Source organism: Mycolicibacterium anyangense (assembly GCF_010731855.1).
GTDB lineage: Bacteria > Actinomycetota > Actinomycetes > Mycobacteriales > Mycobacteriaceae > Mycobacterium > Mycobacterium anyangense.
Genome location: NZ_AP022620.1, coordinates 2,105,276 through 2,119,432, shown reverse-complemented (window position 1 = coordinate 2,119,432; position 14,157 = coordinate 2,105,276). Strand labels below are relative to the sequence as shown.

The 14,157-nt window shown below is 68.2% G+C and carries 13 protein-coding genes; 9 read left to right on the top strand and 4 right to left on the bottom strand.

Going from position 1 to position 14,157, the window contains the following annotated elements:
* Positions 1-2: 2 nt before the first annotated feature.
* Positions 3-848 carry a DegV family protein gene (locus G6N35_RS10030; protein ID WP_163804118.1) on the top strand — a complete coding sequence of 282 codons (846 nt, stop codon included), beginning with the start codon at positions 3-5 and terminating at the stop codon, positions 846-848.
* 3 nt (positions 849-851) lie between these two features.
* On the opposite strand, the gene G6N35_RS10025 is transcribed toward G6N35_RS10030, so the two are convergent.
* Positions 852-1,910: an NAD(P)H-dependent amine dehydrogenase family protein gene (locus G6N35_RS10025; protein WP_163804117.1), complete on the bottom strand. Its 1,059-nt coding sequence runs from the start codon at positions 1,908-1,910 to the stop codon at positions 852-854.
* Between the two features lie 153 nt (positions 1,911-2,063).
* Here G6N35_RS10025 and G6N35_RS10020 point away from each other — a divergent pair, with 153 nt between their 5' ends.
* Genes G6N35_RS10020 through holA form a run of 3 tightly spaced genes read left to right on the top strand, consistent with a single transcriptional unit; the run spans position 2,064 to position 5,363 of the window.
* Positions 2,064-2,879, top strand: a complete 816-nt coding sequence (locus tag G6N35_RS10020; RefSeq protein ID WP_163804116.1) for a ComEA family DNA-binding protein — start codon at positions 2,064-2,066, stop codon at positions 2,877-2,879.
* A 34-nt stretch (positions 2,880-2,913) separates the two neighbouring features.
* Entirely contained in the window at positions 2,914-4,338 is a 1,425-nt protein-coding gene (locus tag G6N35_RS10015; RefSeq protein WP_163807588.1) for a ComEC/Rec2 family competence protein, read from the top strand.
* Between the two features lie 50 nt (positions 4,339-4,388).
* A complete protein-coding gene (holA, locus tag G6N35_RS10010; protein ID WP_163804115.1) occupies positions 4,389-5,363 on the top strand; it encodes a DNA polymerase III subunit delta in 975 nt (324 codons plus the stop codon).
* Between the two features lie 44 nt (positions 5,364-5,407).
* Here the strand turns inward: holA and rpsT are convergent, their stop codons facing one another.
* Positions 5,408-5,668, bottom strand: coding sequence for a 30S ribosomal protein S20 (gene rpsT / locus G6N35_RS10005; RefSeq protein WP_163804114.1), 261 nt, complete (start codon positions 5,666-5,668; stop codon positions 5,408-5,410).
* Positions 5,669-5,928: 260 nt separating this feature from the next.
* Between rpsT and G6N35_RS10000 the strand changes: the two genes are divergently transcribed.
* Genes G6N35_RS10000 through G6N35_RS09990 form a run of 3 tightly spaced genes read left to right on the top strand, consistent with a single transcriptional unit; the run spans position 5,929 to position 9,311 of the window.
* Entirely contained in the window at positions 5,929-7,494 is a 1,566-nt protein-coding gene (locus G6N35_RS10000; protein ID WP_407664613.1) for a circularly permuted type 2 ATP-grasp protein, read from the top strand.
* Positions 7,494-8,471: an alpha-E domain-containing protein gene (locus G6N35_RS09995; RefSeq protein WP_163804113.1), complete on the top strand. Its 978-nt coding sequence runs from the start codon at positions 7,494-7,496 to the stop codon at positions 8,469-8,471. Before G6N35_RS10000 ends, G6N35_RS09995 begins: the two co-directional genes overlap by 1 nt.
* A complete protein-coding gene (locus tag G6N35_RS09990; RefSeq protein ID WP_163804112.1) occupies positions 8,472-9,311 on the top strand; it encodes a transglutaminase family protein in 840 nt (279 codons plus the stop codon).
* On the opposite strand, the gene G6N35_RS09985 is transcribed toward G6N35_RS09990, so the two are convergent.
* On the bottom strand, positions 9,295-10,824 hold the full coding sequence (locus G6N35_RS09985) for a PepSY-associated TM helix domain-containing protein (RefSeq protein ID WP_246224267.1): 1,530 nt from the start codon (positions 10,822-10,824) through the stop codon (positions 9,295-9,297). The genes G6N35_RS09990 and G6N35_RS09985 overlap by 17 nt on opposite strands.
* A 102-nt stretch (positions 10,825-10,926) precedes the next feature.
* Complete coding sequence (locus G6N35_RS09980; protein WP_163804110.1) at positions 10,927-11,754, bottom strand: ribonuclease Z; 828 nt, start codon at positions 11,752-11,754, stop codon at positions 10,927-10,929.
* Between the two features lie 273 nt (positions 11,755-12,027).
* On the opposite strand from G6N35_RS09980, the gene glnT reads away from it, so the two are divergent.
* The gene (gene glnT, locus G6N35_RS09975; protein WP_163804109.1) at positions 12,028-13,398 is read left to right on the top strand and encodes a type III glutamate--ammonia ligase; all 1,371 of its coding nucleotides are present in this window, start codon (positions 12,028-12,030) and stop codon (positions 13,396-13,398) included.
* Positions 13,398-14,150 (top strand): creatininase family protein, encoded by a 753-nt coding sequence (locus tag G6N35_RS09970; RefSeq protein WP_163804108.1) that lies wholly within the window; start codon positions 13,398-13,400, stop codon positions 14,148-14,150. The genes glnT and G6N35_RS09970 overlap by 1 nt, the downstream gene beginning before the upstream one ends.
* Positions 14,151-14,157: the final 7 nt, after the last annotated feature.

The following is a 14,157-nucleotide window of genomic DNA, read 5'->3' as shown; positions in this document are numbered from 1 at the left end:
CCATGGCCGTCGTCGTGGTGACAGACTCCTCGGCCGGGCTGGCGGCCGAGGGCGTCGCGGAGTCCGGGATTCACGTTGTGCCGCTGCATATCCTGGTCGACGGACAGGACCTGCGCGATGGCGTCGACGCGATTCCCGCCGACCTCTACCACCGCGGGCAGGTGTCCACCGCGGGCGCCACACCTGCGGAACTGGCTGTGGCCTACCGCCGTGCGCTGCACGACAGCAATGGCGACGGCGTGGTGGCCGTGCACCTTTCCGGGGCGCTGTCGAGCACACTGGGCGCTGCCGAGTACGCCGCCGGTGAGTTCGGTGGCGCGGTGCGGGTCGTGGACTCCAAGTCGGCGGCCATGGGCACCGGATTCGTCGCACTGGCCGCAGCCGGCGCGGCGCGCTCCGGGTCGGATCTCGAAGCCGTTGCGGCCCAGGCGGAGTCGACGGCCGGACGAGTGCACGGCTTCATCGTGGTGCATCGGCTGGACAACCTGCGCCGTAGCGGCCGGATCGGCACCGCGGCCTCCTGGCTGGGCACCGCGCTGTCGCTCAAACCTCTGTTGCGCATCGACGACAACGGCCAGCTGGTCCTCGCCGCCCGGGTGCGAACCGCGTCCAAGGCCATCGCCGCGATGGTCGAACAGGTGCTCTCAGTGGTGGGGGAGCGGCGGGCCCGGCTGGCTGTGCATCACATCGAAAACCCGGATGTCGCGGCCGACATCGCCGCGACGCTTGCTGCGGCGTTACCCGGATGCGGGCCTGCCGTCATCTCCGACCTCGGCCCGGTGCTGGGTGTGCACGTGGGCAGCGGTGCGGTGGGAGTTGTTGCCGCCGTGGACGAACCGCGTCTCTGAGCCTCAGCTGGCGGCGAAGCGCCCGGTCACCGGCGGCAGGTCGGCCAGCGTCACGATACCCGGTCGGGCGGCAACCACCGCGGGCACCGCATTGGTCACCGGCATCGCCGTGTAGATCATCCCCAGCCCCATGAAACCGTCCTCCGGCCAGCCCTTGGGCGGCAGACAGTGCAGCACCGTGCGCATGTTGGGCACCCCGAACACCTGGATGACGTGCCCGTGTTCGAGCGGCTTGGGCGGTGTGACATGGCTGCCCATGATCCAGTTGAATCCGACGCTGACCACATTGCGGTCGCCCACCCAGCCACGGTGGTACCCGTGCACCCCGCCCACGGTGCCCTCCGGGATGGTCATGAATCCCAGGTCGGAGTCGCCGGTGGCCGGGGTGAAGGTCACGTCGAACGTCATCCGATCCAGGTCGGCGCCGATCGCGTCGGCCATCATGGCCGCCGACTCGGCGAACACTTCGCTCTCGCGCCGCACGCTCTCGGCCAGGCCCGGGGTGTCGGGGTCGCAGCCGAAGCCCATGGCGGTCTGGGTGCCCGCGGATTCGTAGGTCGAGCAGTCCACCGATTCGGTGATGCGGATCTCGTCGACCCGCTCACACGCGCCGGAGAGCACCATCCCCACCATGTTGGTCATCCCCGGGTGCGCCCCGCTGCCGAAGATGGTCGACTCGCCCTTTTCGCAGGCCTTCTGGATGCGATCGAGGTCCTCGGGAGTCTGCTTGCCGCCGGTGATCCAGGCGGCCGATGCGCACACGTTTACCCCGGCTTCCAGGAGCCGCACCAGTTCGTTGACGCTGGGCCACAGTGGGTTGTAGCAGCAGGCATCCGGCTTGGCGGCCAGCAGCGCGTCGATGTCGTTAGTGGCCGTGATGCCGGTCGGTTCCGGCCAGCCGGACAGTTCGGCGGCGTCCACGCCGACCTTGTCGGCGCCGTGCGCATACACCCCCACCAGTTCCATATCCGGACGGCCGATGATGGCGTGCAGTGACCGGCGGCCGATGTTGCCGGTGGTCCACTGGATCACCCGGATCGGCCGGTCGGCGGGTGCGGTCATCGGGCAACCTCCTGGGACGTCAGTAGACACTCTCGTCGCTTTGTACACCATGGGTGGCGGACGTTGTGCACACTCTGGGATTCATCCACAGCCGGCCGCAGTCGGCCCTGGCGGCGGCCCGGTCCGGTCGGGGGCCGGCCCTACCGTCACGGCATGGGATCTGAATCACCGGCGACCAGCCTGCATCGCCGTCTGGGGGTGGCCGACCGGGACGCCGATGCGGACCAGGACACCGACGACGAGGCCGGGGAGTTGCCCAGCTGGATTCCGGCCGGCCGGCCGCAACGCGGCCAGCGGATGCTGGCCGCCATCCGGGCCGATCCCGGCCGGTCCGGTGCCGTGGCCATGGGGCTCGTGGCGCTGATCGCCGTGCTCGTCACGGTCGTCACGCTGATGCGCGACGACAGCACTCCGGTGATGTCGGCGAAGCTCCCGCCGGTGGAGATGGTGTCCTCGGCCGCCCCCCGCGCCTCGGCCGCCGCCGACCACCCCGTGGTGGTCAGTGTCGTGGGACTGGTCACCAAACCCGGGCTGGTCACATTGGCTCCTGACGCGCGCATCGCCGACGCCGTCTCGGCGGCAGGCGGCGCGCTGGCGGGCGCAGACCTGCTCGGCCTCAACATGGCCCGCCACCTCACCGACGGTGAACAGGTGGTCGTCGGGATCACGATGCCGGCCGGCCAGCCTGCCGCGTTGGGTAGCTCGGTGAGTGGCGGGGCGCCCGCGACGCCGGCCACGGCCGCCGGTGGGGCCACGCCCGCCGGTCCGGCACCATCGGCGCCGGTGGACCTCAACACGGCCACCGCCGACCAGCTCGACGCCCTTCCCGGCGTCGGGCCGGTGACCGCCGCGGCGATCGTCGCGTGGCGGGAGACCAACGGAAAGTTCACCAGCGTCGACCAACTCGGCGAGGTCGACGGCATCGGCACCGCGCGGCTGGAGAAGCTGCGGAGCCTGGTCAAGGTCTGATCGCGTGGACGCCGAGGCGGTCACCAGACTGGACGTGCGATTGGTTCCTGCCGCGCTCGCGGCCTGGGCGGTGACCGCTGCCGGCATCCTCTGGCCGGTGGGCATCCCGCTCGCGGCCGGATGCCTGGTGGTGGCCATCATCGCGGCGGTGACGGGGTGGCGCCGCGGCGGCACGGTGATCGGAATCTCGGCAGCCGCGGTGGCGGGCACCGCTGTGCTCGGTGCCGGGTTCGCGGCCGCGGTGGCGTTGCGCAGCGACGCGGTGCGCGAGCATCCGCTCAGCCATCAATTCGGCACCACCTCCTCGCTGACCGTGACCCTCACCGAGAGCCCCCGGTCGCTGGGCAATGGAAGGCTGATGTTCCCGGCCAACATCGAGCTGCTCGACATCACCGAATCATCGGGCAGGGTAGTGGTTTTCGCCCCGGTGCTCGGGTTTGCGGAGTTGTCGGCTGGTCAGCCGGTACGGTTCCGGGCCCGGATCAGCAGGCCCAGTCGCCGGGACCTGACCGTCGCGGTCCTGAACGTCAGCGGCGAACCCGTTTTCGGCGACGCTTCGCGGATCCAGCGCGCCGCACAGGTGGTGCGCTCCCGCTTCGCCGCGGCGGCACGCAAGGTGCTGCCCGTCGACCAAGCGGCGATTCTGCCCGGGCTCGTCCTTGGTGATACGTCGTCGATCACCACTACCACTACCGCCGAGTTCCGCACAGCCGGGCTGACCCATCTGACCGCGGTTTCCGGTGCCAACGTGACGATCGTGTGCGGCACCGTCCTATGGTGTGCCCGCTGGATCGGCCCGCGGCCGGCGGTCGCGCTGGCCGCAGTGGCGCTGGCGGCATTCGTCGTGGTGGTCCAACCCGGGGCCAGCGTGTTGCGCGCCGCGGTGATGGGTGCACTGGCACTGCTGGCGGTGCTGTGCGGGCGCCGCCGCCAGGCGATCCCCGCCCTGTCAGCGGCTGTGCTGGCGCTGCTCGTGTTCGCCCCGCAGTTGGCGGTCGACGTCGGATTCGCGCTATCGGTGTCGGCGACGGCAGCGCTGGTGATCCTGGCCCCGGTGTGGTCGGCCCGGCTGGTCGCTCGCGGCTGGCCGGTCCCGCTGGCTGACGCGGTGAGTATCGCGCTGGCGGCTCAGCTGGTCACCGCACCGTTGGTGGCGGCGATCTCCGGGCGCTTCAGTCTGGTCGCGGTGCTGGCGAATCTGGCTGTCGCCGTGGCTATTCCGCCCATCACTGTGCTCGGGACCGCCGCCGCGGCCCTATGCCCGCTGTGGCCGCCGGGAGCCGGCCTGCTGATCCGGTTCACCGGGCCGGAACTGTGGTGGCTGCTGCACGTCGCGCACTGGGCCGACGCGCTGCCCGGTGCGGCGCTCTCGGTGCCCTCCGGACCGGCCGGGGCCGCGACCGTCGGTGGGGTCACGGCCGCCGGTGCGGGCTTGTGGTGGTGGATCCGGCGGTGGTGATCCGGCGGTGGTGATTCGGCACTGTCGGGCCGGCATGAAACGATCGGGGCGTGAGCGCGACGGTGGCCGGCCTGCATCTGATCCTGGGCGATGAGGAGTTGCTGGTCGACCGCGCCATCAGCCAGGTGCTGCGAGCCGCACGCGCTGCCGCGGGTACCGACGACATCCCGGTCAACCGGATGCGTGCCGGTGAGGTGTCCACCAATGAACTGGCCGAACTGCTCAGTCCGTCACTGTTCGCCGACGAGCGTGTCGTGGTCCTGGAATCGGCCGCCGAGGCTGGCAAGGAGGCCGTCGACCTGATCGGGTCGGCGGCCGCCGATCTGCCGCCCGGCACCGTGCTGGTCGTCGTGCACACCGGTGGTGGTCGGGCCAAGGCGCTGGCCGATCAGCTCAAGAAGCTGGGCGCCCAGGTCCATTCCTGCGCCAAGATCACCAAGGCCGCCGAGCGCTCGGATTTCGTGCGCGCCGAGTTCCGTGCGCTGAAGGTGAAGGTCGACGACGACACACTGGCGGCCCTGCTCGACGCAGTCGGCTCCGATATCCGGGAATTGGCCTCGGCGTGCTCACAGTTGGTCGCCGACACCGGGGGACAGGTGGACGTCGCGGCGGTGCGGCGGTATCACAGCGGTAAAGCGGAGGTCTCCGGCTTTGACATCGCCGACAAGGCGGTCACCGGTGACATCGCCGGATCCACCGAGGCCCTGCGCTGGGCCATGCTGCGCGGTATGCCGCACGTCGTACTGGCGGACGCCCTGGCCGAGGCCGTCCACACCATCGCCAGGGTCGGCCCGCTCACGGGTGACCCCTACCGGCTGGCCTCCGAACTCGGTATGCCGCCGTGGCGCATCCAGAAGGCGCAGAAACAATCCCGGCGCTGGTCACGGGACCGGATCGCCACCGCGATCCGCCTGGTGGCGGCGTTGAACGCCGACGTCAAGGGCGTAGCAGCCGACGCCGACTATGTGTTGGAAGATGCGGTGCGCAAGGTGGCGCACCTGGCCGCGGGAAGCGGCCGGGACTGACGGCGACTGACCCGAGGTCGGGTCAGTGCTGAGTTACCGTCGAATCAGATCTTGTTGAAGGCCTGGGCGAGCGCCGACTTCTTGTTGGCGGCCTGGTTCTTGTGGATCACGCCCTTGCTGGCGGCCTTGTCCAGCTTGCGGCTGGTCGACAGCAGCAGCTCGCCGGCCTTGTCCTTGTCGCCTTCGGCAGCGGCCGAGCGGAATGCGCGGACAGCCGTGTGGAGCGAGCTCTTCACCGACTTGTTCCGCTGGCGGCGGCGCTCGTTGGTGCGGATCCGCTTCTCCTGCGACTTGATGTTAGCCACGCGTGAATATCCTCTTCGTTCTCAAGCTGGGGTTGTCAGTCTTGCCGGGGCCGGTCGGGCCCTCGGGCAGCGACTGTTCAGGGTACCAGTGTGGGGCACAATCGCCCAAAAGGGACTGCAGTGGCCTGCCGAAATGGCCAACTTGGTGCAGCATGTGACGGGTGAGCCTTCGCACCCTGCCCTCCGAATCCAGCCGCTCGTCGCGCAACGGTTCTCGCCAGCCGCGCCATCACGACCACATCTTCGGTGGTTACAACAAGATGGGCTCGTATGCGAAGGCGTTCGACGAGATGTTCGACGCGCAGGGCAATGTGCGGGGACCCTATAAGGGCATCTTCGCCGAGCTCGCCCCGTCCGATGACGAGGAGCTCGAAGCCCGGGCCGAGGCCCTGGGCCGCGCCTTCATCGACCAGGGCATCACCTTCTCGCTGTCCGGCCAGGAGCGGCCCTTCCCGCTGGACCTGGTGCCGCGGGTCATCTCGGCCGCTGAATGGTCGCGGCTCGAACGCGGCATCACCCAGCGGGTCAAAGCCCTCGAGATGTACCTCGACGACATCTACGGCGATCAGGAGATCCTGCGCGACGGGGTGATTCCGCGCCGGCTGGTCACGTCGTGCGAGCACTTCCACCGGCAGGCCGCCGGGATCAACCCGCCCAACGGCGTGCGCATCCACGTCGCCGGCATCGACCTGGTCCGCGACGCCCAGGGCACCTTCCGGGTGCTCGAGGACAATCTGCGCTCACCGTCGGGCGTCTCGTACGTGATGGAGAACCGGCGGACCATGGCCCGGGTCTTCCCGAACCTGTTCGCCACCCACCGGGTGCGGGCCGTCGGTGACTACTCCTCGCACCTGCTGCGGGCACTGCGCAACGCCGCCGCCACCAACGAGGCCGACCCCACGGTCGTCGTGCTCACCCCCGGCCCGTTCAACTCCGCCTACTTCGAGCACTCGCTGCTGGCCCGCCAGATGGGCGTCGAACTGGTCGAGGGCCGTGACCTGTTCTGCCGCGACAACACCGTCTACATGCGCACCACCGAGGGGGAGCGGCAGGTCGACGTGATCTACCGCCGCATCGACGACGACTTCCTGGACCCGATGCAGTTTCGGCCCGACTCGGTGCTCGGGGTCGCGGGCCTGCTCAACGCCGCCCGGGCGGGCAACGTCGTCATCTCCAGCGCCGTGGGCAACGGGGTCGGCGACGACAAGCTGGTCTACACCTACGTGCCGACCATCATCGAGTACTACCTCGGGGAGAAGCCGCTGCTGGCCAACGTCGACACCTACCGGTGCTGGCTGGACAACGAGCGCGAGGAGGTCCTCGACCGCATCGACGAGCTGGTGATCAAACCGGTCGAGGGCTCCGGCGGGTACGGCATCGTCTTCGGGCCGGAGGCCTCTGAGAAGGAACTGGCCACCATTCGCAAGAAAGTCATTTCCGATCCCCGCGGCTGGATCGCCCAGCCGGTGGTTCAGCTCTCGACGGTACCGACCAAGGTCGGGGACACCCTGGCGCCCCGCCATGTCGACCTGCGGCCGTTCGCCGTCAACGACGGTGAGGACGTCTGGGTGCTGCCGGGCGGGCTGACCCGCGTGGCGCTTCCCGAAGGCTCACTGGTGGTGAACTCCAGCCAGGGCGGTGGTTCCAAAGACACCTGGGTCCTGGCGTCGCGGACGTCGGTGGCGGCGCGCGAACTGGTGGGCGCGGAGATCGTGCGCAAGGTGACCAAGACGGCCAAGGCGCCGGCGACGGAGAAATCGCCCGAGCAATCCGGCCAGCAACAACAGAGCCAACAGCAGCAACAGCAGCAGGGAGTGATGCACTGATGCTCGCCCGTAACGCCGAGGCGCTGTACTGGATCGGGCGCTATGTCGAGCGCGCCGACGACACCGCCCGGATCCTCGATGTCACCGTGCACACCCTGCTCGAGGATTCCAGCGTCGACCCCGACCAGACGTCGCGGGTACTGCTGCAGGTGCTGGGGATCGAACCGCCCAAGCACCAGCTCGACCTGTGGTCGCTGACCGACCTGGTGGCGTTCAGTCGCGGCCTGCCTAGCGGCTGCTCGATCGTCGACGCCATCTCCGCGGCACGTGAAAACGCCCGCTCGGCAAGGGAAGTCACCTCCACCGACATGTGGGAGTGCCTGAACACCACCTACAACGCCCTGGCCGAGCGAGAGCGTGCCGCCCGACGCCTCGGCCCGCACGAGTTCTTCGCGTTCATCGAGGGGCGGGCGGCCATGTTCGCCGGCCTGGCCGACTCGACGCTGTCCCGCGACGACGGTTACCGGTTCCTGGTGCTGGGCCGGGCGATCGAACGAGTGGACATGACGGTGCGGCTGCTGCTGTCCCGCGTCGGTGACAGCGCCTCGTCACCGGCGTGGGTCACGGTGCTGCGTTCGGCCGGTGCCCATGACACCTATCTGCGGACCTACCGTGGCGTGCTCGACGCCAACCGGGTGGTCGAATTCATGTTGCTGGACCGGCTTTTCCCGCGGTCGATCTTCTATTCGCTCAAGCTCGCCGAGCACAGCCTCGACGAGCTGATGCACCGCGCCCACAACCGGGTCGGCGCCACCGCCGAGGCGCAGCGCCTACTGGGTCGTGCCCGCAGTGAGTTGGAGTTCATCCGGCCCGGTGTACTGCTGGAGTCGTTGGAACAGCGGCTGGCCGCGCTGCAGACGACCTGTGCGGAGGTCGGAGAAGCCGTGGCCCTGCAGTACTTCCACTCCGCGCCCTGGGTGGCGTGGTCGGATGCCGGGCGAAACGGGGCGTTGGTCGTCGAGGAAGGTGAGATTTAAATGTGGCGGATGCGCGTGGTGCACGCGACGGGTTATGCCTACAAGTCCCCGGTGACCGCCTCCTACAACGAGGCCCGGCTCACCCCTCGGTCGGACTCCCGGCAGAACGTGATCCTCAACCGGGTCGAGACCATCCCCGCGACCCGCAACTACCGCTACGTCGACTATTGGGGAACGGCCGTAACGGCTTTCGACCTGCACGCCCCGCACACCGAACTGGAGGTCACGTCCTCCTCGGTGGTCGAGACCGACAAGGGCGAACCGCCGGAGGAGTCGGTCTCGTGGGAGGAGCTGGCTTCCGAGGCGGTCCGCGACCGGTTTGACGAGGTACTCACCCCGACGCACTACACCCCGGCCAGCCGTCGGCTGGAGCGGGTGGGCAGGCGCATCATGAAGGAGAACGAGCCCAACGACGCCGTGGTGGCGGCGGCCAGGTGGGCGCACAGCGAACTCAAGTACGTGCCCGGCACCACCGGTGTGCACTCCTCGGGCCTTGATGCGCTGCGTGAAGGCAAGGGTGTCTGCCAGGACTTCGCCCACCTGACCCTGATCCTGCTGCGCGGCATGGGGATTCCGGCTCGATACGTGTCCGGCTACCTGCATCCCAACCGCAAGGCGGCCATCGGGGACACCGTCGACGGCCAGAGCCACGCCTGGATCCAGGCCTGGACGGGCAGCTGGTGGAATTACGACCCCACCAACGACACCGACATCAACGAGCAGTACATCAGTGTCGGTGTCGGTCGGGACTATGCGGATGTGTCACCGCTGAAGGGCATCTACTCCGGCGAGGGCTCGACCGATCTGGACGTCGTGGTGGAGATCACCCGCCTGGCGTGAGTTCGCCGACCGGCACCTCGTTGTCGTCAACCGTGCTGTCCTCTGGCGCAGGGGCTTTCGGCTGCCGGGAACGCCGCACGGCGATGACGGCCTCGACCACGAGGACGACCAGCAGGGACACCCCGAACACTGGGTAGAGCACACCGAGGGTGACGGCAACGATCGTCGCCGCCGTCATCGCGCCCCGTGGCGTGTTGGCACGGGTGGCTTCGCTCACCGGGGCGGGCAGACCGGTGCCGCCCTTCGGCCGTCGCTTCCACCACATGAGCAGTCCAGTCAGCACGCTGGTCAGCACGCCGAGGCAGGCGACGGTCGCTGAAATCCTGGTGAGCCAACCCATTTGGTTACCCATGTGCATGGCGATCCCGAAACTGGTGAGCCGCGACAGGGCGCCGTCCTGGGCGGCGGTGGCGTTGGTGATGGTCGCTCCGGTGAACTGGTTGAGGTACAGCGTGCGCTGTTCGGAGACCCGCTGCGGCCAGCGGTTGACCACCGTGTAGCTGCCGTAGACGGTCTTGCCGTCCGTGGTGGAGTCCGACGGCGGGAAGATCGCGTAGCCGGGCAGCATGTGCTCGTCCTTGGCGATCTTGTCGATGTCGGCATAGGACAGCCGCGCCGGGACGGTCCCGCCAGGTTGCGATGCATAGACCGGATCGTCGGTGGCGGCCCAGGCGATCCGCCGGCCCAGCCGGTCGTAGTCGCCGAGTGTGGCCGCGGTGGACGGGGCGTCGATCGTGGTGGATGGAGTGACGGTGGCAACGACCGTGCGCCAGTTCTCGCCCCAGTAGCGGGTCCAGGTCATTCCGGAGACGATGTAGCAGATCAGGATGACCGCGATCACCACACCGGTCAGCGCATGGACGTCACGCCACCGGATCCGGCCGCCCTTGCGCCACCGGACTTTGACCAGCGGTTTGGCGGCCTCGATGGCCCGCGGCCACCACAGGTAGATACCGGTGGCCAGCAACACCAGAATCCAGGTGGCGGTCAGTTCGATCCACAGATTGCCCACCCCGACCGGGATGGTGGAGTTGGGGTAGGCCGACGGGTTGATCAGATGGCCCAACGACGGCAACTGCACATGCGGGCCGTCGTTGCCGAACATCCGGTGCAGTTGGTTGGCCCATCCGACCAGGCCGGACAGCTGATCGCGCTGACCGAGGTAGGCGCCGGTGTAGGGGTTCACGAACACCTGGACCACGTTGGTCTCGGCCTGCGGGTAGCCGGCGGTGTTGGGGGCCAGGAAGTCCACCCGAGTAGATCCGCGGCCGTTGTCCGGCGGGGTGACCGCTTCGAGCGAGAAGTCGGAACCGACATGCTGTTTGGCGGTGGCCACCTGTTGATCGAGCGGGATGGTCTGCGGCCCCTGCTCGACGATGAACAAATGTCGGTTCAGTGCGGCGTCGAGCGGCTGGCTGTAGAGGATCACCAGCCCGGTGCAGGCCAGCACTACCAGGACCGGCGCTGCGAACAGCCCCACCCAGAAGTGCAGCCGCCAGATCCGGCGCAGCACCGCGGCGTCACTACGCCGTTTCGGTCGATTCGAAGTCTCCGTCGTCGTCACGGCGCATTAGTCGGCCACACTTCGGTGTTGGTTCCCGCCGGCGGGAAAGATCTAGCCGACCGACACGCGGTGCAGGTCGTCGCCAATCTCCACGGTTCCGCTGAATTCGCCTGCGGCCAGGGCGCGCCACTGATCCTCTTGCCCGGGTACCAGCGGCGGCACGTAGTGGGTGAGGACGAGTGTGCCCACCCCGGCGCGCGCCGCCGTCGCGGCGGCCTGTTCCACCGACGAGTGATAGTCGAGGATGTCGCGGATCCGCTGGACCGGCAGCTGCTGCACCAGGTCGGCGCGGATCACGGTGTGCACCAACGCGCCTGCCCCGCTTGCCAACTCGTCGAGGCTGGCGCAGGGAACCGTGTCGCCGGCCAATACCACCGACGTGCCGTCATGTTCGATGCGGAAGGCGATGGTCGGTTCCACCGGACGATGGTCGGTGGGCGCCACGGTGATGCGTACCCCGTCGGTATCCCACACCTGACCTTCGGTGTACTCGTGCACCTGGATTGACGGCGGCTCGGTGATATCGGCGTGGTGGCCGATGCGGTAGGAGATGTCGGGCGCCAGCGCCGCCAGCGTCGCCTCGACGACGGCCTTGGTTCCGGGCGGGCCGATGATCGGCAGCGGGGTCGCGACGAACGTGGTGACCCACCGGGTGGTGATGATGTCCGACAGGTCGGTGATGTGGTCGCTGTGCAGGTGGGTGAGCAGCAGTGCGGTGATGTTGGCGGCGCCCACGCCCGCGGCGGCGGCCCGCATCAGTACACCCCGTCCGCAGTCCACCAGGAACACCGCATTGCCGGCCTTGACCAAGGTGGACGGGCCCGCCCGGTTCGGGTCGACCATGGGGCTTCCGGTGCCGAGCAGCGTGATGTCGATCATGCGTCATTCCTACCGTGCCGCGGCGGTCAGGGCCGGTAACCGGCCTCGGCTGTCGCGGCCGGTGTCGTCCCGCCGGCGTCACCATCCGGTCTTTTCAATGCGTTATTGAAACATGATCGGCGTCAGGTCGGCGATAAAGTGCTGCTAGATCTCGAAGGTTATTCTTTATTTTCAATAGGTCATTCACTGCGCCGAAACACCCCGGCAACAGTCCGCCGTTACGGTCGGAGTTCCACCGCCGCCGACATTGCGTCGACCGCTGAAAGGAATCACATGACCAGCACGCGCAACGGCCACCCGCAACACGCGGAGGTTGATCAGGTCGCCGAGACGTTGGCGAGTGCAGGCGTTCGGTACGCCGCGATCAGCTTCGTCGACATGCACGGCAAGCCCAAGTCGAAGATGGTGCCGCTGGCGCACCTGGGGCAGGCGGCGTACGGCTCGGAGATGTTCACCGGCGCCGCACTCGACGGCGTACCCCAGGACGTCAACGACGACGAGGTGGCGCCCCACCCGGATCTCGGCAGAGCGATCATCATGCCGTTCAACCGCGAGATCGCCTGGTTCCCCGGAGATCTGTGGATCGGCGACACCCCATTCGAGGCGTGCAGCAGGCAAATCCTCAAGCGGGTCGCCTCCGACGCCGAGTCCCTCGGATACACCTTCAATCTGGGGATCGAGACCGAGTTCTTCCTGCTGTCGGACAGTTCCGGCGGCCCGGTTCCGGCCAGCCCGGACGACAACCTCGACAAGCCGTGCTACGACCTGCGCACCATGTTGCACAACTTCGGTGTGGTGGACGAGATCGTCACCGCCATGAACGAATTGGGTTGGGACGTCTACTCCTTCGACCATGAGGACGGCAACGGCCAGTTCGAGACCGACTTCACCTACACCGACGTGGTCTCGATGGCCGACCGCTTCGTGTTCTTCCGGATGATGGTCGGTGAGATCGCCCGCAAACACGGACTGTTCGCGTCGTGGATGCCCAAACCCTTTGCCGATCGGACCGGTAGTGGTGCGCACTTCAACATGTCGCTGGCCGACGCCGCGGGTGTCAACCTGTTCGCCGCCGACGACGACCCCCGTGGGTGTGGTCTCTCGGAACTCGGATACCAGTTCATCGCCGGCGTGCTCCGGCACGCCCCGGCGATCTGTGCGGTGATCGCCCCCACCGTCAACAGTTACAAGCGGCTGGTCAAGCAGGGCAGCATGTCGGGTCTGACCTGGGCCCCGATCTTTGCCTGTTACGGGGACAACAACCGCACCAACATGCTGCGCATTCCCAGGGGCGGCGGTCGGGTCGAATGCCGCGCCGCCGACAGCGCCAACAATCCTTATCTGGGAGCCGCTCTCATGCTGGCCGCCGGCTTGGAGGGTATCCGCGAAGGGCTCGACCCGGGAGAGCCCAACCGGGACAACCTCTACCGGCTCTCCGAGGCTGAGCTGCAGGATCGGGGCATCACCTGGTTGCCGCGCTCGCTCGGCGAAGCCATCGAGGTACTCGACGCAGACCCGTTGGCCCGCAGCGTTTTCGGTGATGCCATGTTCACCTCATTCCTGGACGAGAAACGTGCCGAGTGGAACTCCTACAACGCCCACGTGTCGTCGTGGGAGTCCGATCGCTACCTGAGGTTCTTCTGATGGCCGAGTCCAGCCACCGCTGGGAAGAACTCAACTCGGTCCAGATCGCCGCACGCCTAGCGGCGGACCCCGACACGGTCGCCCTGATCCCGGTCGGAGCCACCGAACAGCACGGTCCCCATCTGCCGGTCGGCACCGACACCATCATGGCGACCGCGGTCGCCGACGCCGCGGCTGGTGACCTCGCGCTGGTACTACCCGCACTGGCGTTCGGCGCGAGCATGTTTCACGGAACCCAGCTGGCCGGGACCGTCGCCTTCTCCGGCGAGGACACCGCGGACGCAGCGGTGCGGGTCGCGCAGGCATGCGTCGAGTCCGGGGTGCGGCGCATCCTGTTCGTCAACGGGCACGTCGGCAACGCGGCTCCACTGTGGTTGTCCTGCGACCGGTTTCGCCGGCTGCATCCGGACCGCCGCGTTGGTGTCATGCAGTGGTGGGACCTGACACCCGATATCGCTCGGCGGGCCACCGAGGACGCCGCCGACTGGCACGCCAATGCCGCCGAGACCTCGCTCATGCTCGCGGTTCGCCCCGACCTGGTGGATACCGACGCGATGGCCGGTGCCGACGATCCGGACCGCACCGCTGGCACGGTGTTCCGCTATCCCGTCCAGCAGGTCTCCACCAACGGGGTGACCGGGTACCCGTCGCGGGCTTCGGAGGCCTTCGGGCGTGAGCTGTGGCGGGATGTGGTGGCCGCCGCCCGCGATGTCGTCGAGCGCGCCCACAACGAGGTCCCCCCACTGGGGTGAGTGACGA

Coding starts and splice junctions, on each gene's coding strand:
- G6N35_RS10030 (WP_163804118.1), top strand. CDS start 3: ATGGCCGTCGTCGTGGTGACAGACTCCTCGGCCGGGCTGGCGGCCGAG.
- G6N35_RS10025 (WP_163804117.1), bottom strand. CDS start 1,910: ATGACCGCACCCGCCGACCGGCCGATCCGGGTGATCCAGTGGACCACC.
- G6N35_RS10020 (WP_163804116.1), top strand. CDS start 2,064: ATGGGATCTGAATCACCGGCGACCAGCCTGCATCGCCGTCTGGGGGTG.
- G6N35_RS10000 (WP_407664613.1), top strand. CDS start 5,929: ATGGGCTCGTATGCGAAGGCGTTCGACGAGATGTTCGACGCGCAGGGC.
- G6N35_RS09995 (WP_163804113.1), top strand. CDS start 7,494: ATGCTCGCCCGTAACGCCGAGGCGCTGTACTGGATCGGGCGCTATGTC.
- G6N35_RS09990 (WP_163804112.1), top strand. CDS start 8,472: ATGTGGCGGATGCGCGTGGTGCACGCGACGGGTTATGCCTACAAGTCC.
- G6N35_RS09980 (WP_163804110.1), bottom strand. CDS start 11,754: ATGATCGACATCACGCTGCTCGGCACCGGAAGCCCCATGGTCGACCCG.
- glnT (WP_163804109.1), top strand. CDS start 12,028: ATGACCAGCACGCGCAACGGCCACCCGCAACACGCGGAGGTTGATCAG.
- G6N35_RS09970 (WP_163804108.1), top strand. CDS start 13,398: ATGGCCGAGTCCAGCCACCGCTGGGAAGAACTCAACTCGGTCCAGATC.